21 protein-coding genes are annotated in these 21,313 nt (G+C 55.4%); 13 read left to right on the plus strand and 8 right to left on the minus strand.

Going from position 1 to position 21,313, the window contains the following annotated elements; translation table 11 throughout:
• From METAL_RS08340 to arsC, 3 genes are read right to left on the minus strand one after another with little or no spacing between them, the layout of a single operon-like run.
• Entirely contained in the window at positions 1–357 is a 357-nt protein-coding gene (locus METAL_RS08340) for a DUF2069 domain-containing protein (RefSeq protein ID WP_005371375.1), read from the minus strand.
• Positions 354–953, minus strand: a complete 600-nt coding sequence (gene wrbA, locus METAL_RS08345; RefSeq protein WP_005371377.1) for an NAD(P)H:quinone oxidoreductase — start codon at positions 951–953, stop codon at positions 354–356. Before wrbA ends, METAL_RS08340 begins: the two co-directional genes overlap by 4 nt.
• 2 nt (positions 954–955) lie before the next feature.
• Entirely contained in the window at positions 956–1,303 is a 348-nt protein-coding gene (gene arsC, locus METAL_RS08350; protein ID WP_005371379.1) for an arsenate reductase (glutaredoxin), read from the minus strand.
• Between the two features lie 101 nt (positions 1,304–1,404).
• On the opposite strand from arsC, the gene ubiA reads away from it, so the two are divergent.
• Both ubiA and METAL_RS08360 read left to right on the plus strand, forming a co-directional pair.
• Complete coding sequence (gene ubiA / locus METAL_RS08355) at positions 1,405–2,277, plus strand: 4-hydroxybenzoate octaprenyltransferase (RefSeq protein ID WP_040578499.1); 873 nt, start codon at positions 1,405–1,407, stop codon at positions 2,275–2,277.
• A 485-nt stretch (positions 2,278–2,762) separates the two neighbouring features.
• Positions 2,763–3,095: a hypothetical protein gene (locus METAL_RS08360; RefSeq protein ID WP_005371383.1), complete on the plus strand. Its 333-nt coding sequence runs from the start codon at positions 2,763–2,765 to the stop codon at positions 3,093–3,095.
• Positions 3,096–3,100: 5 nt separating this feature from the next.
• Here the strand turns inward: METAL_RS08360 and METAL_RS08365 are convergent, their stop codons facing one another.
• Positions 3,101–3,583 carry a hypothetical protein gene (locus tag METAL_RS08365; protein WP_040578309.1) on the minus strand — a complete coding sequence of 161 codons (483 nt, stop codon included), beginning with the start codon at positions 3,581–3,583 and terminating at the stop codon, positions 3,101–3,103.
• 918 nt (positions 3,584–4,501) lie between these two features.
• Positions 4,502–7,141, minus strand: coding sequence for an MMPL family transporter (locus tag METAL_RS08370; RefSeq protein WP_005371388.1), 2,640 nt, complete (start codon positions 7,139–7,141; stop codon positions 4,502–4,504).
• A 1,041-nt stretch (positions 7,142–8,182) separates the two neighbouring features.
• Here METAL_RS08370 and fliK point away from each other — a divergent pair.
• The 3 genes from fliK (at position 8,183) to METAL_RS08385 (ending at position 11,227) form a co-directional block, all read left to right on the plus strand.
• Complete coding sequence (gene fliK / locus METAL_RS08375) at positions 8,183–10,324, plus strand: flagellar hook-length control protein FliK (RefSeq protein WP_005371390.1); 2,142 nt, start codon at positions 8,183–8,185, stop codon at positions 10,322–10,324.
• Positions 10,321–10,590 carry an EscU/YscU/HrcU family type III secretion system export apparatus switch protein gene (locus METAL_RS08380; protein ID WP_005371391.1) on the plus strand — a complete coding sequence of 90 codons (270 nt, stop codon included), beginning with the start codon at positions 10,321–10,323 and terminating at the stop codon, positions 10,588–10,590. The genes fliK and METAL_RS08380 overlap by 4 nt, the downstream gene beginning before the upstream one ends.
• Before the next feature lie 130 nt (positions 10,591–10,720).
• Positions 10,721–11,227 (plus strand): REP-associated tyrosine transposase, encoded by a 507-nt coding sequence (locus METAL_RS08385; RefSeq protein WP_005371392.1) that lies wholly within the window; start codon positions 10,721–10,723, stop codon positions 11,225–11,227.
• 130 nt (positions 11,228–11,357) lie between these two features.
• Here METAL_RS08385 and METAL_RS08390 read toward each other — a convergent pair whose 3' ends face one another.
• The gene (locus tag METAL_RS08390) at positions 11,358–11,720 is read right to left on the minus strand and encodes a flagellar basal body-associated FliL family protein (RefSeq protein WP_213069482.1); all 363 of its coding nucleotides are present in this window, start codon (positions 11,718–11,720) and stop codon (positions 11,358–11,360) included.
• Between the two features lie 575 nt (positions 11,721–12,295).
• Here METAL_RS08390 and METAL_RS19910 point away from each other — a divergent pair.
• From METAL_RS19910 to METAL_RS08420, 5 genes are all read left to right on the plus strand, one after another.
• Positions 12,296–14,581 (plus strand): flagellin N-terminal helical domain-containing protein, encoded by a 2,286-nt coding sequence (locus tag METAL_RS19910; protein ID WP_005371394.1) that lies wholly within the window; start codon positions 12,296–12,298, stop codon positions 14,579–14,581.
• Between the two features lie 88 nt (positions 14,582–14,669).
• A complete protein-coding gene (locus tag METAL_RS08405; RefSeq protein ID WP_005371395.1) occupies positions 14,670–15,080 on the plus strand; it encodes a flagellar protein FlaG in 411 nt (136 codons plus the stop codon).
• Positions 15,081–15,448: 368 nt separating this feature from the next.
• Complete coding sequence (fliD, locus tag METAL_RS08410) at positions 15,449–16,771, plus strand: flagellar filament capping protein FliD (protein WP_213069483.1); 1,323 nt, start codon at positions 15,449–15,451, stop codon at positions 16,769–16,771.
• Positions 16,772–16,914: 143 nt separating this feature from the next.
• The gene (gene fliS, locus METAL_RS08415) at positions 16,915–17,307 is read left to right on the plus strand and encodes a flagellar export chaperone FliS (RefSeq protein ID WP_005371398.1); all 393 of its coding nucleotides are present in this window, start codon (positions 16,915–16,917) and stop codon (positions 17,305–17,307) included.
• 16 nt (positions 17,308–17,323) lie between these two features.
• Positions 17,324–17,629, plus strand: coding sequence for a flagellar protein FliT (locus METAL_RS08420; protein WP_005371400.1), 306 nt, complete (start codon positions 17,324–17,326; stop codon positions 17,627–17,629).
• Between the two features lie 387 nt (positions 17,630–18,016).
• On the opposite strand, the gene METAL_RS08425 is transcribed toward METAL_RS08420, so the two are convergent.
• Together METAL_RS08425 and METAL_RS08430 are read right to left on the minus strand one after the other, a co-directional pair.
• Complete coding sequence (locus METAL_RS08425; RefSeq protein ID WP_005371402.1) at positions 18,017–18,445, minus strand: type II toxin-antitoxin system VapC family toxin; 429 nt, start codon at positions 18,443–18,445, stop codon at positions 18,017–18,019.
• Positions 18,445–18,675, minus strand: a complete 231-nt coding sequence (locus METAL_RS08430; RefSeq protein WP_005371404.1) for an AbrB/MazE/SpoVT family DNA-binding domain-containing protein — start codon at positions 18,673–18,675, stop codon at positions 18,445–18,447. Before METAL_RS08430 ends, METAL_RS08425 begins: the two co-directional genes overlap by 1 nt.
• Before the next feature lie 676 nt (positions 18,676–19,351).
• On the opposite strand from METAL_RS08430, the gene METAL_RS08435 reads away from it, so the two are divergent.
• From METAL_RS08435 to fliN, 3 genes are read left to right on the plus strand one after another with little or no spacing between them, the layout of a single operon-like run.
• Positions 19,352–19,843 (plus strand): flagellar basal body-associated FliL family protein, encoded by a 492-nt coding sequence (locus METAL_RS08435; protein WP_005371405.1) that lies wholly within the window; start codon positions 19,352–19,354, stop codon positions 19,841–19,843.
• A 3-nt stretch (positions 19,844–19,846) separates the two neighbouring features.
• Positions 19,847–20,851, plus strand: a complete 1,005-nt coding sequence (gene fliM / locus METAL_RS08440; protein WP_005371406.1) for a flagellar motor switch protein FliM — start codon at positions 19,847–19,849, stop codon at positions 20,849–20,851.
• A gap of 44 nt (positions 20,852–20,895) precedes the next feature.
• Complete coding sequence (gene fliN / locus METAL_RS08445; RefSeq protein WP_005371407.1) at positions 20,896–21,261, plus strand: flagellar motor switch protein FliN; 366 nt, start codon at positions 20,896–20,898, stop codon at positions 21,259–21,261.
• Positions 21,262–21,313 lie beyond the last annotated feature (52 nt).

Genomic DNA, 21,313 nt, shown 5'->3' on the forward strand with positions numbered 1-21,313 from the left:
TCACTGCGCTTTCCTGTTGAAACGGATCGCGAGCGCGGAACCGAAGAACAGCAACAGGCTGAACAGCATCTCGGCCGCAGCCAGATGACGGGCGCCGGCATTGGCATACGCCTCGACCGTGCCGTGCACGAAGTACGGCAGGCTGAGGAAGCCGGCCCACGCGTGGCTTCTGGGGTTGAAGGCCAGCAAACCGCGGAGCGGCGGCAACAGCGGCGTTACCGTCACGACCAGAATCAGCGCCACGGGAAACCGGGTTGATGCGGCCAGTACGGTAGGCCACAGCATCATCAGCGCAAACAGCCCGAAATAGCCGGCGAGCGCCAAGTAGTGGAAGAAAACCGGCCGGCTGCTGATCAAATCGGCATTCCCGCTTTCAGCGTTTTCGCGGTGACGGCCAGACGCTTGCCCAATGCCCGGCACAAGGTTTTTTCGTGATCGGTCAACGCGGCATTTCGCTCCGTCAGATGACTCGGCCCGTACGGCGTGCCGCCCGAGACGGTTTCGCGCAAGGCCGTCTCGGTATACGGCAGGCCCAGGAGGAGCATGCCGTGATGCAGCAAGGGCAGCATCATCGAAAGCAGCGTGCTTTCCTGGCCGCCGTGCAGGCTGCCGGTCGAGGTGAAAACGCCGGCCGGCTTGCCGGCCAGGGCGCCCGAAAACCAGATCGGGGTCGTGCCGTCGAGAAAATATTTCAACGGCGCGGCCATATTCCCGAAATGGGTCGGGCTGCCCAGGGCGAGGCCGTCGCAATGTTTCAGGTCGTCCAGCGTCGCATACAGCGTGCCGTGCGTCGGAATCCGCTCGGCGGTTTTTTCGCAGACCGCGGACACGTCGGGCACGGTCCTGATCACCGCTTCGGCGCCTTCGACCGCATCGACGCCGCGCGCGACCTGCATCGCCATGTCGGCGGTCGCCCCGTACCGGGAGAAATACAGCACCAGGACCCTGGTCATCGTTACAGAATCGCGAGCACGTTTTCCGGCGGCCGGCCGATCGCGGCCTTATCGCCGGCCACCACGATCGGGCGTTCGATCAGGATCGGGTGCTCGACCATCGCGCGGATCAGGGTTTCCCTGTCCAGCGATTTGTCGAACAGGTCGTATTCGTCGTAGGGTTTTTCTTTTTTGCGCATCAAATCGCGCGGCTCGATGCCGAGTTTTTGCAGGATCCGGTCGAGTTCTTCCACGCTCGGCGGCGTTTTCAGATATTCGACAATTTCCGGTTCGATGCCCTTGTCGCGCAACAGTTGCAGTGTTTCGCGGGATTTGCTGCAACGCGGATTATGATAAATTTTTACCTTCATAACGGCGGCCTCCGGCGCTTCGGCGCGCTTTCCAATAAAGAAGTTATAATAACATTTCTCGTCAAAACTCTCGCTGAAAAAGGGGTCATTTCTTGTCCGCACTGATTTCGGATCGTATTTGCGATCGCGCCAGACAATACTGGCTGCTTGCCCGGTTTGACCGTCCGATCGGTACATTGATTCTATTATGGCCGACGCTGTGGGCGCTGTGGATTGCGGGAAACGGCAAACCGGATGCGTTGGTATGCGCGGTATTCGTGCTGGGCGTAGTGCTGATGCGGGCCGCCGGCTGCGTGATCAACGATTACGCGGACCGCAATTTCGACCCGCACGTCGAACGCACCCGGCAGCGTCCGATCGCGGCCGGCCGCGTCCGGCCGAAGGAAGCCCTGATCCTGTTCGCGGTTTTGTGCCTGATTTCGTTCGGACTGGTTCTGCTGATGAATCGGTTCACGATCGGGCTGTCTTTCATCGGCGCGTTTCTGGCCGCCAGCTATCCGTTCATGAAGCGCTTCACGCATCTGCCGCAGGCTTATCTGGGAGCCGCGTTCGGCTGGGCGGTGCCGATGGCGTTCGCCGCGCAATTGAATGCGATTCCCTTGACCGGCTGGCTTTTGTACTTGGCCGTGCTGCTCTGGGCGCTGGTTTACGACACGATGTACGCGATGGTCGACAAGGACGACGACCTGAAAATCGGCGTCAAATCGACCGCGATCCTGTTCGGCGCCTATGACCGGCATATCATGGGCGCGCTGCAGATCGTGATACTTGCCTTGCTGATCGCCGTCGGGCGCATGCAGGAACTGGGCATTTTTTATTACGCCGGGCTGCTGGTAGCGACAGGGCTGGCGGTTTACCAGCAGAAACTGATTTTCCGCCGCGAAAGGGCGCTCTGCTTCAAGGCGTTTTTGAATAACAACTGGTTCGGGCTGGCGGTTTTTATCGGCTTGGTGCTGGATTACCGGTTTGTTTAGGATTGGGTTGATTAACTTCTCCTCATAAGTTCCTGCGCTTTGCGTGGGAACCTGGCCCCCGAACCGCAGAGTGGTTCGAACGGCGTTCTCATGCCGAGCGCTGATTGTGATACAGCCTTGTCTAGGCTACGCGAAAACTCTCCACGGCGGGTGGGGTGCTCCGAAGGGTTGGGTTACCGCTGTAGGGTACGCTGTGCGTACCATGAGGAATGAAAAGGTACGCACAGCGTACCCTACGGAGCTTGCAAAATAGGGATTGTATTGAAAGAGCGTATCTATCCCATTGTTGCCACCCGAAGCGTCTCATGTGCGTGCAACGCGGGGGGACGATCGGGCGGCCTGCCGGGAGGTTATTTTTTGCCATGTCTTAGAGGGAAGGGCGGGAAGGATTGAGGAACCCTGAATAAAAGCCCTTCTCTCTATCCTAATTTAATCAACAAACGACTACAATTTCTCGAGACGTAATATCGATGACAAGGAATAAAATGAATAAGAAAAACTTAGTGTTTATTGCGGCTTTATGTATCGATTTATCGGCATGTACCGGCGAGAATCGCGATACGTACCAAGTTAAACCGGTCTTCGTAAATAGCTGTATCAATCAGGAGAGCTCCACGCGCCCCGCGGAGCAGGCCAACTCCTATTGCAATTGTGTGGCTGACGCGGTTTTCAGCAATAGCGATATTTCCGACGAAACCAAGAAACTTATGCCCACCCTCAGCGATAAGGAAAGCCAACTCTACCGGCAAAATGATGTCGCCCTGGTCAGGGGCGCGCTGATGTCTTGCTATACCTCTAATTTTTATAAGAAAAAATAATCGGTTCAGAGCGGGAAAATGCGCCGATGCCGTAGCCGTAGGTTGGGCTGAATGCAATGAAGCCCAACAATTGATGCTTTCCACCTCGGCGCATTTTCCGGACTCCGGTAAGGAATCTGACGCCTTAAGCCAAAAGCTGCCGCATCATATTTGGTCCCGATGCCTGCGCAACTCTTTATGCCGGCACAGGTAATCAAGGGATCGTTACGGCGATGCTTCAAAAGTAGGATGGAATAGAAGCGGCTGTCGGACGTCACCAGGCTCAGTACGTTCCACCAACCATCGTACTGCGGATATTTTCGCGTCAATGCCATCGGATTATAGGCCTTGACATTGTTAGGCATCATGGCCGAGAAAGTTTGTTTCACCGTCGAATTCGGCGGCTGGGTCTTACCCACGCTTTCTATGGTTCCGATGTGGCCGACTTGCCTGCCTGTGTTGTCGGTCCAGGCGGCGATATAGCAGCCGCTCATGAATCCGGTCAGCACATCGTTAGTCGAACTGATTTTGGCGGTGCGCCCGTGAATGTAGCATAGCCAATCGTGATGTATCGCCTAGTTTTTCGTTAACCCCAGGCTCCTGAAACGATTCATGGTGCTCGTATCGAAGTGGAAAGGATCCAGATCCTGAAAAGTCATGACCGACGGAGTCGGCGGGCTCACGGTTACGATTCCGTCTTTAGGTTGCGTGGTAATCGCTTGGGGCGGGGCCCAACTGAATGCAGCACCCGGAAAAAAATATCGCTCAATCATAAAACTATAACCTTTGCGTTGATAAGTGAATGTCTAACGGAGGTAAGAGCGGTCGACTTCATGCCATCTCCGGATGTACCGTCAGCCTGAGAAGAGCGGTTGGGCGGTGATGAGTGCAGCGCTTACCGGTCTGGGTCTTCGTAATACACAGGGACGGCCGGACAATGATGATGAATTTCAGCTCCACTTGCAAACCGTTTAGGATGTGGCTAGAAATAGCTTCCCGGCATGCCGCCGATCGTTCCTGTTTTCAGTCGTAGGGTATGCTGTGCGTACCATTGGGGGTGAAAAGGTACGCACAGCGTACCCTACGGTATGAACCGCCGGCTGCATGCCGGACGGGATATTTATCCTGTCCGTAACGTTTAAAGCGGGACCGACAGGGAAAATGATTTGGTGTTTGCTGAGAATTTTCAAACAGTGCGGACGGGGTGTAAACCCGATGCCGCTAAGATAAGCTGGAGTCAAGCCTTCTTAAAAGTACAAAGCTGGCTTTGTCAATCGGTTTCGTCATTTGCAAAGCCAGCTTGGAGCGTCGGGGCTAAATTTAACAGCACCGGTTATAACCGCTGTCCCGCTCAGGAGGGGGCACCCGATGACGACTCTTTTTAATTCAATTTCGGCCTCCGAGGGCGCCCATTCCCGGCTGTGGCCTTATCCGCGGGCTATTCGCCCCTCCTCTCCGGAAACAAACGCCGGCAACACGATCAGCGTGCAGATAATACTCAGAAGCAATCCGATCGACAGCAGTTGCCCCATGCCGGCAAGGCCGAGATGCGGGGTGAACGCCATGCTGACCAGGCTGCACATCGTGGTCAGCTCGCTGAACACGACGCCTCTGGCCGTGCCGGTTCTGAGAACACTGTCTTCCCGATCCGGATGGCGCAGCCGGTTCATGATGTTGATGCCAGCATCGACGCCCAGCCCGAACAGGATCGGAATGACGATGATATTGGCAAAGTTGAACGGATTGTCCATCAGTACCGTAGAGGCGCCGGTCAGGACGGCCGTCATCGTCAAAGGCAGCAGAATCAGCAGCGCGTCCTTGGTGTTGCGCTGCGTGAACATCAACACGATCACAATGGCCGCGACGGCGCTGGCCAGCGCCTGTTGAAAGGCTTTTACGATCGCATTGCCCGATTCCAGGTAAATGACCGGCAGATCGGTCGCGTGTGGGGCGATTTGCCGGACCTCGCGGATGAACGCTTTCAGGTTTTTCTCATCGTTGAGGTCCTTGCTGGGCGAGGCCATGATCCGGTAGACGCCGTCTTTGCCGAGCCAGCGTTCGGCAAGGTCGGGAGGCAGCGTATCGATCGTGACCTCGCCCGGATTCAACCCTTTCAGCAGCGTATTCATGGTATCCGGCAGCGTATCCAGCAGGCTGAATTGCAATTTGTCCAGCATGGCTTTTCTTTCCGGAGCCGATTTCGCTTGCAATACCGCAATCAGCGACTCCACTTTCCGATGCAACGGACGCAGGGTTGCCGCAAGCTCGCTGTCGGGCTTTTCCTTTAAATGCTTGCCGACAGCCTGCCTGAATTTTTCCAATGCCGCCATGCCGTTTTCAACGCTATCCCGATGCGGGGCCGGAAACGCCGTCAACTGGAGCCCCATGACCAGGGACAAGTCATCGATGATGCTCAGTTTGGCCTCCTGGTTCGGAGGGATATAGTCGTAAATCGTAATCGCATTTTCGACCGATTCCAGTTGCATCAGCCTTTGCGCCGTGGCCAATGCTTCGTCTTGACTGTCCGCCAGTACGGTCAGCGTCATCGGCGAGGTATCTTGGGTTTTCAGCAATTCCCTGAAGGTGGCCACCGATTCGCTGTCGGGATCGCGCAAATTGAGCGGGTTGATGTCGAACCGGGCCTGGGTTAGCACGGCCAGGCCCGCCGCAGTCAGTAAGGCGGTAGCCCACTTGACCGGAGTGGCATGCCGGATCGGGAACAGGTAAACCCAGTCCGGGAACAGATCGTCGGACTTTTTTGCCGGCCCCGAATGCGGCGGAAACAGCTTCAATATCGCCGGCAGTACGATCAGCGTGATCAGTAGTGAAATAAAAATGCCCACGCCGGCGATCAGCCCCAGTTCGGAAACGCCGGTGTATTGGGTTGGCAGGAAGGCAAAAAAGCCGGTCGCTCCCGTGATCGCGCACAAAGTGACCGGCGGCGCGACCTTGCGCACGGCTTCGAGCAGAGCCTGCCCGCGGGGCATGTTCTGCCTGAACAGTTCGCGGTAGCGCATGCAGACCTGGACCGCGTAATCATCGCCGATACCGATATACAGCGCCGCGAAGGACACCGAAATAATGTTCAGATGCCCAATGGCCAGTGCGGCAAAGCCGAAAGTCAGCATCAGGCCCATGGTCAGCACGCCGAGCGTGGCCAGCGTCAGTTTGACCGACCGGAAGCCGATCAGTAGGGACAGGAAGACCAGCAGGAACGAGAATGCCGAAGCCATTTCGGCGCTGTAGGTTACCGTGGCCAGTTCGTCGTGTTCCAGCACGACCTCGCCGGTCAGCCGTATGTCGATTCCTGGGAAAATTTGTTCGGCTTTTGCCGCGACGGCCCGTACCGCCGCCAGCGGCTTTTCGGCCGGCATCAGTTCTTCGAAATTCAGATGAGGCTTGAGCAGGATGAAGCGCCGGGTGCTCGACAGGTCCCGGTTTTCCCCCACCATCAACTGCTGCCAGGATAACTGATAAGTTTTGCCGTCCAGTACGGCCTGGATCGCCGCACCGATTTTATCGAGTAGGGGATTCAGGTCGACCGGCAATTCATGCGTTTTTGCGGTAATAGCCTGTTCGAGAATGTTGAACAGCCCTTTCAGGCTGTTATCCTTGGACAGCGTGCCGATGAAGGGCTGGGCTTCCGTCATTTTGGCGGCCAGTTCCTCCAACTTGTCAAGGTCGAGATAAAGCAGGCCGTGCCGCTCGAAGAAATCGCCTGTGCCCGGGATGTAAACCGATTTGATCTGCCGTTCCCTGCCGAATTCCGCTCCGAGATAATCCAAAGCGCGCGTTGCCTGCTCCGGTGTCCGGGCATCGACTACGACCAGGATCGCCTGGTCATCCTGCGGAAAAGCCTTGATAAAACGCTCGCGATCTTTCTGGAACTGCAGATCCTTCGATAGAATATCGGTCGTATCGGCATCGATGCCCAGGTGCTTGGCCGTATAGTACACGCTGAATCCGCAGAGCAGCAGGAACGTCAGGATCAGCGTTTTCGGATAACGCAGCAATCTGCCATCCAGTTTGGCGATCCATTGACCATAAACTTCGGTGATTTTTTTCATGCGGCACCTGGGGTCTTTTTATGTTAGGGGGCAGAATCCGGAAACTGCTTTCGCGGTTTGGGCAATAGATTTATAGACTGCAAAATAGCAAAATTCCTCAAAATAACAGTACAGGCGAGGGCATGCCGGGGCAATCGCGCTATGTCTCGTTTTTCCGAAGATCCGCGTTGCGGGGCAGCGGGTCCAAACGCCGGACGGGATATTGGAGGCTGTGAAAGTATTCCGCAGCCTTAAAAAACCCGTCCTGCGGAAGTTTCACCATCGCATGATTGCCGTGGAGGGCAGGCCTTCCTTCCATGATTGACTTAATTGGAAGGTCTCGAAGATGAGGGCCGAACTGCGCAACGCTTGGCCGTGGCGGCTTGCATTCGCGGCGGGTATGACAACACTCGCGGCAGGGCAGGGATGCAGCAATTGCCGTCAATCCATGTCATTCAATGGGGCTTTGCTTGAGGTCTCCGTGCCGAGACTTGGTGAATTATGCCGGAATTTGTTATTTTATATTTCACCGACAACCGAATGAGGAGGGTATGATGAAATCGTCTATCCTATTATTTTTCATGCTGGCATTGCTTGCGGGATGTGAAAATACCAAAGGCCAAAATCGGCATGATCCCAATCATCATGAGCAATCCGTACAGAAAGATCGCGAGGCGTCCGGGGTTTTGCGATTCGGCACCTAAAAAATCGGATGCGGTATTGAAAGCATGAGTTTGGGTGTCTAGAGCATTTTCATATCGCGTATAAGTGCACAATACTGTTAAGTCAAGCCGTCATCTCAGCAGGGATTCATGCCAGGCTTTCCTGCCTGGCCCCCTTCGGGTCAATGCAAATCTGTTCCAGACAGATTTGTGCCGAGATCCAGATGACAGGGATGTATTAGAGCCCGCCATCCTTGGCTTCTGGATTCCGGCAATCCTTGCCGGAATGACGAGTTTCCCTTAACTTGGCGGCACGTAAACCCGAAACGAAAATGCTCTAGCCGGCCTGCGCTTGTTGCAAGGCACAATCTCCCCCTTACCGTACCCGACCGAGGCTTGGATGATGGAAATTCGCAACAGTGCGGCTCTCTCGAATGTTGCAGCGACCGCCGCGTCTCCTCAACAGATTGAGTCGCTTAAACTGGGAACTATCCTCGATGTCGTAGTTCAGGCGCGGATGGGCGAAAATCGTTTTCAGCTTCAGCGGTTACCGGGCGGCGAATCGCTGACCGCGATGAGCCAAGCGGAATTGACCGTCGGCCAGCGCTTGCAGGTTCAGGTGAGCCGGCTCGGCGCGCTGCCCGAATTACGCGTTCTTCCTGCCGAGCCGCCCGGGCCGGAAGTCGTGCCCAAGGCCCTGCGCGAGCTGTTGCCGAAGCAGATCGATTTGAAGGAATTCGCCGCGATGGTGGGCCGGTTGCCGTCCTCGAATTCTTCGAATCTGCCGGGGCCGGTGCATGTGGCTGTGGAACGTCTCGCCGCGGCACTGCCGCAGGCGGAAAAGCTGATGACGCCCGAGGGTTTGCAAAAAGCCGTCCGGAATTCGGGCGTGTTTCTTGAGGCGTCGCTGGCCGCGGCCCTGGCCGAAGGCGCGCCGCTTCCGGAAAATGATTTGAAGGCGCGCCTGCTGAATCTGCTGGCCGTTCTGCAGCCAGGAGAAGGCGGCAAGGCGGCTGCCCCTGCTCGATCTTTGCGGCAGGAAAGCGCCTCTCCGCCCGGAACGGCGCCCTTCCAAACGGCGGCACAGGTTCCGGAAGAGGCCGGCGATCAGGCCATTCTGAATCCGGCTAAAGCGCCGCAACGGGCGGAAACCGCCTTGCCTCCACCGACCGGTAAAGCATTGCCGCCGCAATCGCAGGTCAAAAGTGCTGCCGAGGGACAGCTCCCGGCTTCACCGTCTGCTCCGTGGCCGCCGGCGACTCGACCGGAAGAAAAAATCGGCGCGCCGGTGCCGGCCGAAACGGAAACTTTCGCGCCCAAACCGGAGCAAAGCGCGGCCAAGCTCGCTGTCGACAAAGCGGCGAGTCCTGCGGCGGAACGTCTTGCCTCGGTACTGCCGCAGGCGGCAAAACTGATGACGCCCGAGGGTTTGCAAAAAGTCGTCCGGAATCCGGGCGTGTTTCTTGAGGCGTCGCTGGCCGCGGCCCTGGCCGAAGGCGCGCCGCTTCCGGAAAATGATTTGAAGGCGCGCCTGCTGAATCTGCTGGCCGTTCTGCCGCCAGGAGAAGGCGGCAAGGCGGCTGCCCCTGCTCGACCTTTGCGGCAGGAAAGCGCCTCTCCGCCCGGAACGGCGCCCTTCCAAACGGCGGCACAGGGTCCGGAAGAGGCCGGCGATCAGGCCGTTTCGAATCCGGACAAGATGCCGCAACGGGCGGCAAGCGCCTTGCCTACGACGACCGGCGAGCCCCTGCCGCCGCAATCGCAGGCCAAAAGCGCTGCCGTGGGGCAGCTCCCGGCTTCGCCGTCTGCCCCGTGGCTGTTGCTGACTCAACCGGAAGAGAAAGTCGGCGCGCCGGTGCCGGCCGAAACGGAAACTTTCGCGCCCAAACCGGAGCAAAGCGCGGCTAAACTCGCTGCCGACAAAGCGGCCCATTCCACGGATATTCAGACGCCGGAGAAAGAAGGGCTGGCGGCCGGGGCCAAACCACAGCCATTCGAAACGAGCCTATCGACGGTTCGGAACGCGCCGCCTCTTCCTTTAACCGATAAAGCCGAAGACAGTTTCAGCAAACCGGAAGAGATCGACCCGGCCAAGCTGGCCCAGAAAGCGGAAGGCGCATTGGCTAAAATTGCCGTTGATCAATTGGCCTCTCAGCCGCGCGACGACGGCACCGTATGTTTGCAATTGAATCTGCCTTTCGTTGCGGGAAACTATCAGGACAACGCCGAACTGTCGATTGCCGCGGAAGGCGGCTCTCCGACCGAGGACCGTGTTCCCGGCTGGACCGCGACGATCCAGCTCCAGCCTCCCGGCATGGGCGCCTTTAACGCCCGTATCATCTGGAACGGCACGCAAATCGATGCCTGCCTCTGGAGCGATCGGGAAGAAACCGCCGACAGGATCGGCCAGGCGACCGAAACGCTGCGTGCAAGGCTGGAGCAGGCCGGGTTGGCGGTCGGGGCGCTCACCGTCTTGGACCGACCGCCTTCGTCGTCGCTTTCGGAAACGGTTGACCTACACTTGCTGGACCTTCTCGCATGACCCAAAACAACCCAAAATCCACCCTTGCCGTTGCGCTGAACTATGACGGAACCGGCGCCCCCAGAGTGACTGCCAAAGGAAGAGGATTGCTGGCGGAACAGATTATCGAACTGGCCGAAGCGCACCATATTCCTCTGCGTCACGATGCGGAATTGGTTCAAGTATTGGCCAGCGTGCCTCTGGAGCGCGAAATCCCGCGCGAGCTCTACATCGCGGTGGCCGAAGTGATTGCGTTCGCCTACATGCTGAGCGGCAAACGGCCGTAAGGCGGATTCGCCGAAGGCAATCCGCCGGGTTTCGCGGCAGGCCATGCCTCGGTTTGAGGCCTGAAAGGCGGTTTGCTTCGCGAAACCACCCTACGTTTCTGCTACGCTTATTTTTATTTCGGGATTTCCGATGTCCAATTACCGGCGCAATTTCGTAGCGGGCGGATGCTATTTTTTTACCGTCAATCTTCTCGACCGGAAACAGACGTTATTGACCGATCATATCGGGCTTTTGCGCGACTCCGTTCGGCGCGTGAAAATCTTATATCCCTTCCATATCGATGCCTGGGTGGTATTGCCGGATCATATGCACTGTATATGGACGCTGCCGTCCGACTCCGATGATTACCCTTTGCGCTGGCGTTTGATTAAACTGCTGTTCTCGAAAGGTCTGCCCAATATCGAGCGAATATCCCCGCTCCGCCGCCGGCGCGCCGAACGCGGCATATGGCAGCGCCGTTACTGGGAACACACGCTGGCATCCGAACGCGATTATTCCCGGCACATCGACTATGTTCATGTTAACCCTTTAAAACATGGCTACGTCAGCCGCGTGCGCGATTGGCCGTATTCCTCGTTCCACCGTTATGTATGCTATGCGACGGCATTCTGCCGGTGGACTGGTGCGGAAAAGTAGAGAATTTGCCTCATGTATCGGAGTAGGGCGGATTCGCCGAAGGCAATCCGCCGGCATTCATGACAAGCCATTCCTTGGCTTTGAGGCTAAATGGCGGATTGCCTTCGGCGAATCCGCCATTTAGCCTACATCAATAGTTGATCAAAAATTCGCTGAAAAAAGCGTCTCGAAAGCCATCGCTGTCCTCGTAGTGCTCCAGGGTTTTTTTAATGGCGGCGGCGGTTTCCTTGCGTAAGGCTTCGCGCTGTTCCATTGTCTGGATCGAATCGGTCGACCTGCCGCTGAGCAGCATGATCAGCTCGTGCTTGATCGCCGGCATATGTTTTTTGAGTTTTTCGACTGCCTTCGGGCCTTCGGCTAAAAGCTGAACATTGACCAGCAAGTAGCTTCTCGGTTCAGCCAGATTGACCGTAATTTTGGGCGTGATTTCCAGGTATTCCATGCCGCCTTCCCCCGATGAGGATCCTTCGTTCGCATAAGCCCAAGAAGACATGAGTAAAAAACTGAGTAATAAAACCGATAAGCGCACGATTGGCTCCCGTTAAGCTGACGATAATCAGGATTTCAGTATAGGCCATTTTGGCGCTCGGGTATCGAAAGGCGGATTCGCCGAAGGCAATCCGCCGGGTTCGCCGGGTTCGCCGGGTTCGCCGGGTTTCGCGGCAGGTCATGCCCTGGATTTGAGGCCTGAGGTGGTTTGCTTCGCGAAACCACCCTACGGGGTTGCAGCGGGGTAGGGTGGATTCGCCGAAGGCAATCCGCCGGGTTCGCCGGGTTTCGCGGCAGGTCATGCCCTGGATTTGAGGCCTGAGGTGGTTTGCTTCGCGAAACCACCCTACGAGGTTGCAGCGGGGTAGGGTGGATTCGCCGAAGGCAATCCACCGGGGTGCTGCGATTATGTGAAGCAGATCACAAAACGCATGACAGGACAAAAAAACATTAAAGTTTTAAAAAGCGCAGTCGATAACCAGGACAAAGGCGGGGCAATGAGTAATATGAAAAAATCCCCGATACTTTTAAGCCGGCCAAGCCGTTTGGCCTTTTTAGTCCATACATCGGAGAGTCATCATGGCACAAGTTATCAACACCAACATTTCTTCATTGAACGCCCAAAGAAACCTGAGCACGTCGCAGGCTTCGCTGGCGACTTCGCTGCAACGTTTGTCTTCCGGTTTGCGCATCAACAGCGCCAAGGACGACGCGGCAGGTTTGGCGATCAGTGAGCGTATGAACTCGCAAATCCGCGGCAACGACCAAGCGCAGCGCAACGCGAACGACGGTATTTCGCTGGCGCAAACGGCCGAAGGCGATTTGAACACGATCGGCAACAACCTGCAACGGATGCGCGAGCTGGCGGTGCAGTCGGCCAATGCCACCAACTCCGATTCCGACCGCGCGGCGATCAACGGCGAAGTGCAATCGTTGATTGCGGAAATCGACCGGGTGTCGCAAAACTCGTCGTTCAACGGCACCAAACTGCTGGATGGTTCGTTTACCGCTAAAAACTTCCAGATCGGCGCCAACAATTCTTCCAGCGACGTGATCCAGATTTCGTCGATTTCCAGCGCCCGGACTTCGGATTTGGGCAGCGCGGGGGCGTCTTACAAAGCCAGCAATTCGGGCGGGAAAACGATTGCCGCTCTTGCCGCCGGCGATTTGACGCTGAACGGCCAGCAGGTGGGCGCCTCGAAAATCGGCGCGTTGCCCGGTCAAAGCGACGCCAGCGCCTTCTCGATCGCCGAAGCGATCAACGCGATTTCCGGACAGTCCGGCGTGACCGCGACGGCTAATCCGAACACCGTCACCGGCTCTGCCGCAACAGATTTTACCGGGATTGCGGCCAATACCTTCAGTATTAATGGAGTTAATATCGGTGCTGTCGCGGCAGGCGGAACAGCCGCCGGCCAAGGTGCTAACCTGGCGGCGGCAATTAATCAGGTGTCTACTCAAACCGGTGTTACCGCATCGGCAAATGTGACCACGGGAGCCTTAACCCTGACTGCTGCCGATGGCCGCGACATCAGTATCGGTCTGAATAGTGTCGCCGCCGATCCGGCTGCCGCTGCGACCGCAAAAACGGCTTTCCTCAATCGGACAGGTCTTCAATCCGGTAACGTTGGGCAATTAGGCGCTCCTGCTGTTGCCGGCGCGGCCGTAGCTACTGCGGGTACTTTTACTCCGGGTTTTTCGACTGCTGGCGGTACAATTACCGGTCTGACGGTAGATGGCACGAGTGTGGCTGATGTTACCTTGGCTACTGAAGCGTATGCCGCAGCGACTGCCGCCACTGCTGGAGATGCCGGTAGTACCTATACAATTACAAGCTTGACCGCCGGGCAAACCTATAATCTCACTCTCACTGGTAGCGCTACAGGAAATATCTCTTACAAAGCAACAGGAGATGATGATGCAGATGCTACTGCCCTCGCTGACCTTATCAATGGGAAGGGTGCCGGCACAGTGACGGTAGCTGGCAGTACACTGACTGTAGCGGCCTCTAAAACTTTGGGTATTGCTCAAAGCGGCGTTGCCGTGGATGCCGCAACCGCTACAGATAACAAAGACGCGTTGGCAGCTCAAATTGTCGCTGATGTGGGCGCAGGTACTACTGCTGGCGTGATTGGTAAACAAGCCTCCGGTGGCGCCGCATACAATGGACAGCAATTAGCTGCAGCGATTAATACGGCGCTGGAAGCCACCACCGGTGGCACCGCAGCAAACGGCACTGTCGCAGCTGACGCAGCAACCGGGGAAATTACCTTCACGGACGGCACTAATGCGGACGGTTTGACATTCGGCATCTCCGGTACCGCGACGGATCCTGTAGCAGCAGAGGCCACTCAAACGGCCCTGGCGACTCAAACAGGCCTGAGTGCCGATCAACTTGGAAGACAGGCAGCCGCAGCCAGCGCTTTCTCCAATCACGGCACCATTACCTTGTCGAGCACAAGCGCCGACGGCATTGTCCTGGGTGGTGCCGCGGCGGGCAATGCGGGCTTTACTACGGGGACGACAACGGCTACTACCACCTCGTCCGTAAATAGCCTCGCGTCCCTCGACGTGCTGACCGCCGCCAACGCCTCCAAAGCCCTGGACACGATTGACGGCGCCCTGCAGACGATCAATACTTCGCGCGCATCGCTCGGCTCCTACCAAAACCGTTTTGCCGCCGTGGTGGACAGTCTGCAAACGCGGACCGAAAACCTGACCGCTTCGAAGAGCCGGATCACCGACGCCGACTTCGCGAAGGAAACCGCCAACCTGACCCGCGCGCAAATCCTGCAGCAGGCCGGCACGGCGATGTTGTCCCAGGCCAATCAGCTTCCGCAAGGCGTTTTGAGTCTTTTGAGATAATATAGAGTGCCAAGCCATTGCCCGGCGGCAACGCCGGGCTTCCGTTTTTTCATGATCATGTAAAAAGGAGTTTGATGAGGAGGTTAACATGGACATTGGTACCAGCATGACTCAACAGCGCCCTCCCGCTCCGGCCGCGACGCCCGAGCCGGCGGTTCAGGCAAAGGTTCCGATCGACCCGGCTCCGCAAGCCGAGGCGGCAACGGTAGAGGCACGTCTTGTGCCTGATGCCGTTTCCGGCGCAGGGAAAGATCAGGCGAAAGATCCGGAAAAGCTGGGTAATGCCGTCAGTAAGCTGAACGATTTTGTGCAGAACATCCAGAGGGATCTGCAATTCAGCCTTGACGAAGGAAGCGGCGAGATGATCGTTAAAGTCATCGATACGAAAAGCCAGCAAGTCATCCGGCAGATTCCGTCCGAAGAAGCGTTGAGGCTGGCGCGCAGCCTGGCGGAGCAGAATGATAAGGGAAAATTGACGATATTCAGTTCCACGGCCTGATGGGTGTTCGGCATGATAGAGCCGTAGGATGCGGCGAGGAACGCGAACCGCATCGTTCGCGATTGATGCGGTTCGTTCCTCACCGCATCCTACGATCCTGTAACCCGTAAGGTGGATGAATCGTAGGGCGGAACGCGCCAGCGGTTCCGCCAAAAAGGGTTTCAATATCAACGGCCATCGAGCATCGCGACGAAAGCGTCGCTCCCACGGCGGCGGAAACACAAGCCCTTGTGGATTGCCATGATCACATTAACCCTTGCAAAATGCTTGTGATGTTTTGCAAGACAGCTTCTTAAGTTAAGGGGGGACTCAATATGGTTGCAATTACTTCTGCCGGGGTAGGATCGGGGCTGGATATCGAGGGCCTCGTGTCGAAATTGGTGACTGCCGAAGGACAGCCGACGACAGATCGGTTAAACACTCAAGAAGCCACATTACAAGCGGATCTTTCGGCCTACGGTTCGCTGAAGGGTGCCCTGTCTTCGTTTCAGACCAGCGTACAGGCGCTCAAGGATGCTTCCGCGTTCAAGGTGCGCACCGCCACTTCCAGCGACACCGATTTGTTTACCGTAACCGCCGGCAGCGCCGCCGTGGCCGGCAGTTTTTCGATCTCCGTCGATCAATTGGCGCAGGCCGCGAAAGTGCGTTCCGGCGATTTTAGCGCCGAAACCGATGTTGTCGGCGAAGGCAGTCTCAAAATCGATTTGGGTTCCTCCAGTTTCAACATCGCTGTCGGTGCCGACACGACTTTGGCCGGCCTTCGCGATGCGATCAATTCCGCTACGGATAATCCGGGCGTCAAGGCGACGATCATTAAAGTCGATACCGGTTCGCAATTGGTGTTGACCTCGGAAAAGGTCGGCGCAGCCAATACCATCTCAATAACCGCAACCGATGCGAATGCGTCGGACGGCAAGGATTTGAGCCGGCTGGCGACCGCCAATCTGACCACGGTCCAGTCCGCCCAGGACGCCATCATTCATATCGACGGGCAGCAGGTGACCCGCGACAGCAACAGCTTTTCGGACGCGATTACCGGCGTTACCCTTTCACTGGTGAAAGCCGATCCGGCCACGACCGGCAAGATCACCGTCGCGATGGACAAAAGTTCCGTCACCTCCAAGCTCAATGATTTCATCAAGTCGTACAATTCGCTGGTCAATACGATGAGCAATTTATCCAGTTACAACGCCGCTACCCAAACCGGCGGGCCGTTGCTGGGCGACGCCACGTTGCGCGGCGTACAGAATCAGCTTCGCCAGGTGCTGTCGAGTGTCGTGCAAGGCGGGGGCGGCATCTCGGCTTTAGCCGATATCGGCATTGTCAGCGATAAAACCGGCAATTTGCAGTTGGATTCCTCCAAACTGGACAAAGCGATGACAACCAATTTCGATGCCATCGCCAATTTATTTTCTTCCGAAAACGGCTTGGCCAAAAAATTCGACAGCACTTTGACAACGTATCTGTCTTCCGATGGCCCTTTGTCTTCGCGCATTAACGGCGTCAACAAGAGCATTGCCGGTATTGCCGATCAACGGGACGCTCTCAACACGAGGCTGACCGCGCTGGAATCCCGCTACCGCAAGCAGTTTACGGCGATGGATACCTTGGTGGCGCAATTGCAGAGTACCGGAAGTTTTTTGACACAACAATTGGCTAATTTACCCGGTGTCGTAAGTACGAACGGATAAGCTAAAGAAGCCTTTACTGAGTTTTGGAGAATCGGAATATCGGAAAATTAGCGGTTTTTAGCTCTAAAGTTTTGGATGAAACTGCCGCTATAGTTGTCGGATAATTCTGATTTCAAAGCATAAAAAATACAGAGGAGAGTCAAATGAATGCTAGTATGGCAATGAACCAATACAAAGAAGTGCGTGTTCAGTCCTTGGTGATGGATGCGACGCCGCACCGCCTTATCCAGATGCTGATGGAAGGGGTGCTCGAAAAAATCGCGTTGGCGAAGGGCAATATCCTTCGGAAAGAAATCGCTCAAAAAGGCGAGAACATCGGTAAAGCCATTACGATCGTCGGCGGATTGCAGGCCTCGCTGGATAAGGAAAAAGGCGGCGAATTGGCGGAGAATCTGAATAGTCTGTATGGCTATATGTCCCAACGTCTGTTGATGGCCAATCTTCAGAGCGACGAGGCGATTCTCGACGAGATTGCCGATTTGATGCTGGAAATTAAAGCCGGATGGGATGCGATCCCCGGTATTTTGAATGTTTAGGACCGGTTGGCTTTAAATGAACGACAGGATAGCCGAGCTTCTGCAACTGGTTGAGCTAACCCGGGCGATGCTGGAAAAAGCCCAGGCTTCGCTTTGGGATGAGGTGATCGCGTTAGAAGCGGGCAGGCGCGAGCGGATTTCCGCCTTTTTTCTCACCCCTGTCGAGCCTGAATTGGCTTCTCCGGTTGCGGAAAGTATCCGAAATATACTGGCGATGGATTATGAAATAGCGACGCTGGGACTGGCCGAAAAACAGGAGGCGGGCTTGGCTTTACGGCAGATGGAGCAGGGGAAGAAAGCCGTGAAGGCTTATATGCTTTAGTTTTTCGGGCCGGTGGGTGGGGTACGCTGTGCGTACCATTTTCGGCGGTAAACGGTACGCATAGCGTACGGCTCTAGGGCGGAACGCGGCAGCGGTTCCGCCAAAAAAGGTTTCAATATCAACGGCCATCGAGCATCGCGACGAAGGCGTCGCTCCGACGGCGGTGGAAACACAGGGATTTGCGGGAAACACAAGCCCTTGTAGGGTGGATTCGCCGAAGGCAATCCGCCGTGCTTTGAAGGGGATTGGTGTTTTGCTATCGCGAAAACACCCTACAACTCTGCTCTTCGTAACGCTTGGCTTGGATAACAGCGCGGTGGATGCGCTTCGTTTATCCAACCCTGTGTTGTTGCAAATTCCATCCCGAGCGAGGCCTCCTTGAGGACCCTATCGATTCAACCCGTTGGCCGAATTCGGCATGATCAACTCGACGCTGGGAAAGTAGGTGCTGAAGCGTCCCCGATCCCGCGTCATTAGCCGGTAATTTGCTACTACGGCGTGCGCCCCAATGAAAAAATCCGGCAGCACATTGCTTTTGCCGCCTTGGCGCTTCTTGTACTGTAAAAAGGCTTTCCCCGCCAAAAACAGGGCCTCTTTCGGGATTGGCCGGATGACGAAGCCCAGATGTTCGAACAGGACTTCCACTTCTTCGATGCGCTCGAATCCTATGGAGCACTCGGCGTAAATGATCGGGTTAATGACCAGGGTATTGTTCTGGTCGAGTCGCTCCAGGGTCGCGACACTCCATTCGAACCAGGCGCTTTCAGGGTCGGAGAGGTCGATGACCACGCCACTATCGATCAGGATAACGGCCATCAGCCGGCTCGCGTCAAGGCCATGATATCGTCGGTGCTCATCGTCAATTTTGCCGTTTTATGGGCGGACCGGAACCGGCTGGTTTTTTTTGTCCGGCTTGGGGCTTTGACGATATACCAGCGCCCGTTTTTATCCTGTAGAAATTCGATCTCGGTTTCGGCGGGCAGGATGCCCATGCTTTCCCGGACGTTTTGAGGAATGGTGACTTGGCCTTTGCTTGTAACGCGCATGATGATTACCGGGTGGAAAGTAATACTTTAATGGTAATACTCTGTAACGGGAAAAGTAAATAGAGGGATGAAAAACAGGGCAATCGCGCTTTGAAGGGGATTGGTGTTTTGCTATCGCGAAAACACCCTACCGCGTTGTAGGGTTTCCATATCAACGGTCATCGAGCATCGCGACGAAGGCGTCGCTCCGACGGCGGTGGAAACACAGGGATTTGCGGGAAACACAAGCCCTTGTAGGGTGGATTCGCCAAAGGCAATCCGCCGTGCTTTGAGGGGGATTGGTGTTTTGCTATCGCGAAAACACCCTACCGCGTTGTAGGGCGGAACGCGGCAGCGGTTCCGCCAAAAAAGGTTTCAATATCAACGGCCATCGAGCATCGCGACGAAGGCGTCGCTCCGACGGCGGTGGAAACACAGGGATTTGCGGGAAACACAAGCCCTTGTAGGGTGGATTCGCCGAAGGCAATCCGCCGTGCTTTGAGGGGGATTGGCGTTTTGCTATCGCGAAAACGCCCTACAGCGCTCGTCATTCCGCCAATCTCTGCCGGAATGACGGCCTTTGTGAATATGGCGCGATTACCCCGTCCCGCGTGAGCTGTTCCTATCTCTTTCCCTTGCCAGTGTCTATAATAGTAAGCATCGATTTTTTAAATTAAACGAAGCTTCGATTTCGACTATGGCAGAATCTGATCAAAACGCCGGTAACGGGAAAAAATCTACGATGAAGCTGCTCGCCATTATTCTGGGGGCGGTTTTATTGGCCGGAGGTGTTGGAGGGGGTGTTTTTTATTATTTGCATCATTCGGCCAATGCCGAAAAAACGGCGCACGACGATGAAGAGGAAGCTGAAAAGCTTTATTATGAGATGGCTAAACCCCTGACGGTGAATTTTCCCAGAGGCTCATCCATTCAGATGATCCAGATTTCGCTCGCTTTTCTGGTCGCCGGAAAAGAGGATGCCTTGGAAGCTGTGAAAAAGCATGAGCCGATGATTCGCAATAACTTGTTGATGCTGATCAGTGCTCAAAAACCCGAAAACCTGAACATGCGCGAGGAGAAGGAAAAGCTGCGTGTCGCCATGTTGAATGAAGTGACTTCTATTTTGAAAAAAATGGCGGGAAAGAGTCAGGTTAAGGAATTGTTTTTTACTGCCTTCGTCATGCAATAGATTATGAGTACGTCGGATTTACTTTCCCAGGAAGAGATCGAGGCGCTGCTCAATAGTGTCGAAGAGGGCGATTTTGAGCCTGAAGCCGAAGTTGAAAGCATAGCGGAGGAAGTTGATGCGCGAGAGGTCGTCAAGCCCTATGATTTCAACACCCAGGAAAGGGTGGTTCAGCGGCGCCATATACGCACGCTGGAGATGATTAACGACCGTTTCTCCAACTCTTTACGTACATCGCTGTTTAAATTGTTGCACCGTTCTCCGGAAATTTTCGTATCGGGGATTCAGTTTCAGAAGTTTTCCGATTTCATGGACCGGTTGCGCACGCCGACCAACTTGAATATTGTCCGGATTTCCCCGCTTCGGGGGCGGGCATTGATCGTGATGGACCCCTATTTCGTGTTTACCGTGGTCGATAATTTCTTCGGCGGCAATGGTCAGTACGACCATAATTCTCAAGGCCGCGAGTTTACCCGGACCGAAATGAGGGTAATCCAGAAGATATTGGACATGATTTTCAAAGACCTGAAAGATGCCTGGGAACCGGTGCTGGCGATCAATTTCGAATATTTGAATTCGGAGATCAATCCGAATTATGCGGCGATTGTCGGAGTGGACGATTATGTGATGATCACTACGGTCAACATTGCATTGGAGGGCGGGGGAGGCGATATCAACATTCTGATGCCCTATGCGATGATCGAACCGATCAAGGGTTTATTGGAGTCGGTGGGAGTGGACAGTACGGAATCCGACACGCAATGGCGGGTGGCTTTGAGAAATGAAGTGATGGAGGCTAAACTGAAAGTGAATACCCAGTTGGTCGAGAAGAATTTGCCCATCAGCGATATTTTGCGGTTGAAGAAAGGCGACATCATCCCGATCGACATGCCGAAAACCCTGTCCTTGAAGGCCGAAGGCGTGTCTGTCTTTACCTGCAGACCTTGCACCTCGGAAGGTCACTATGCCGTGCAGATTATCGATAAGATAGTGAGAACCGAGTCCGTTTAAGCGATTCGGGCAATATTAACAATTCAAATGGTTATACAAGCAATATGAATAAAGATTCCCTTGAATCGGGTGAAGTTAAAGTTAATGAATTCGAAGAAGCGGGAACTCTTCACAATGAATACGAGAAACCGTTAAGCGCCTCATCGGAAGAACTCAATCTCGACGTCATTCTGGATGTTCCTGTCACCCTGTCCATGGAATTTGGCCGGACCCAGATCAGCATCAGAAATTTGTTGAAATTGAATCAGGGGGCGATTGTCGAACTCGATCGTCTCGCGGGCGAGCCGCTCGATATTCTGGTTAACGGAACCTTGGTTGCGCATGGCGAAGTGGTTGTCGTCAATGAAAAATTCGGTATTCGCCTGACCGACATCATCAGTCTGTCGGAACGCGTCAAAAGATTGGCCTGATGTCGATAAAACCTCTCTTTTGCGTTTTTTTATTTCTATGTGCATCCGCGAG

The organism is Methylomicrobium album BG8 (genome assembly GCF_000214275.2).
Classification (GTDB): Bacteria; Pseudomonadota; Gammaproteobacteria; order Methylococcales; family Methylomonadaceae; genus Methylomicrobium; species Methylomicrobium agile.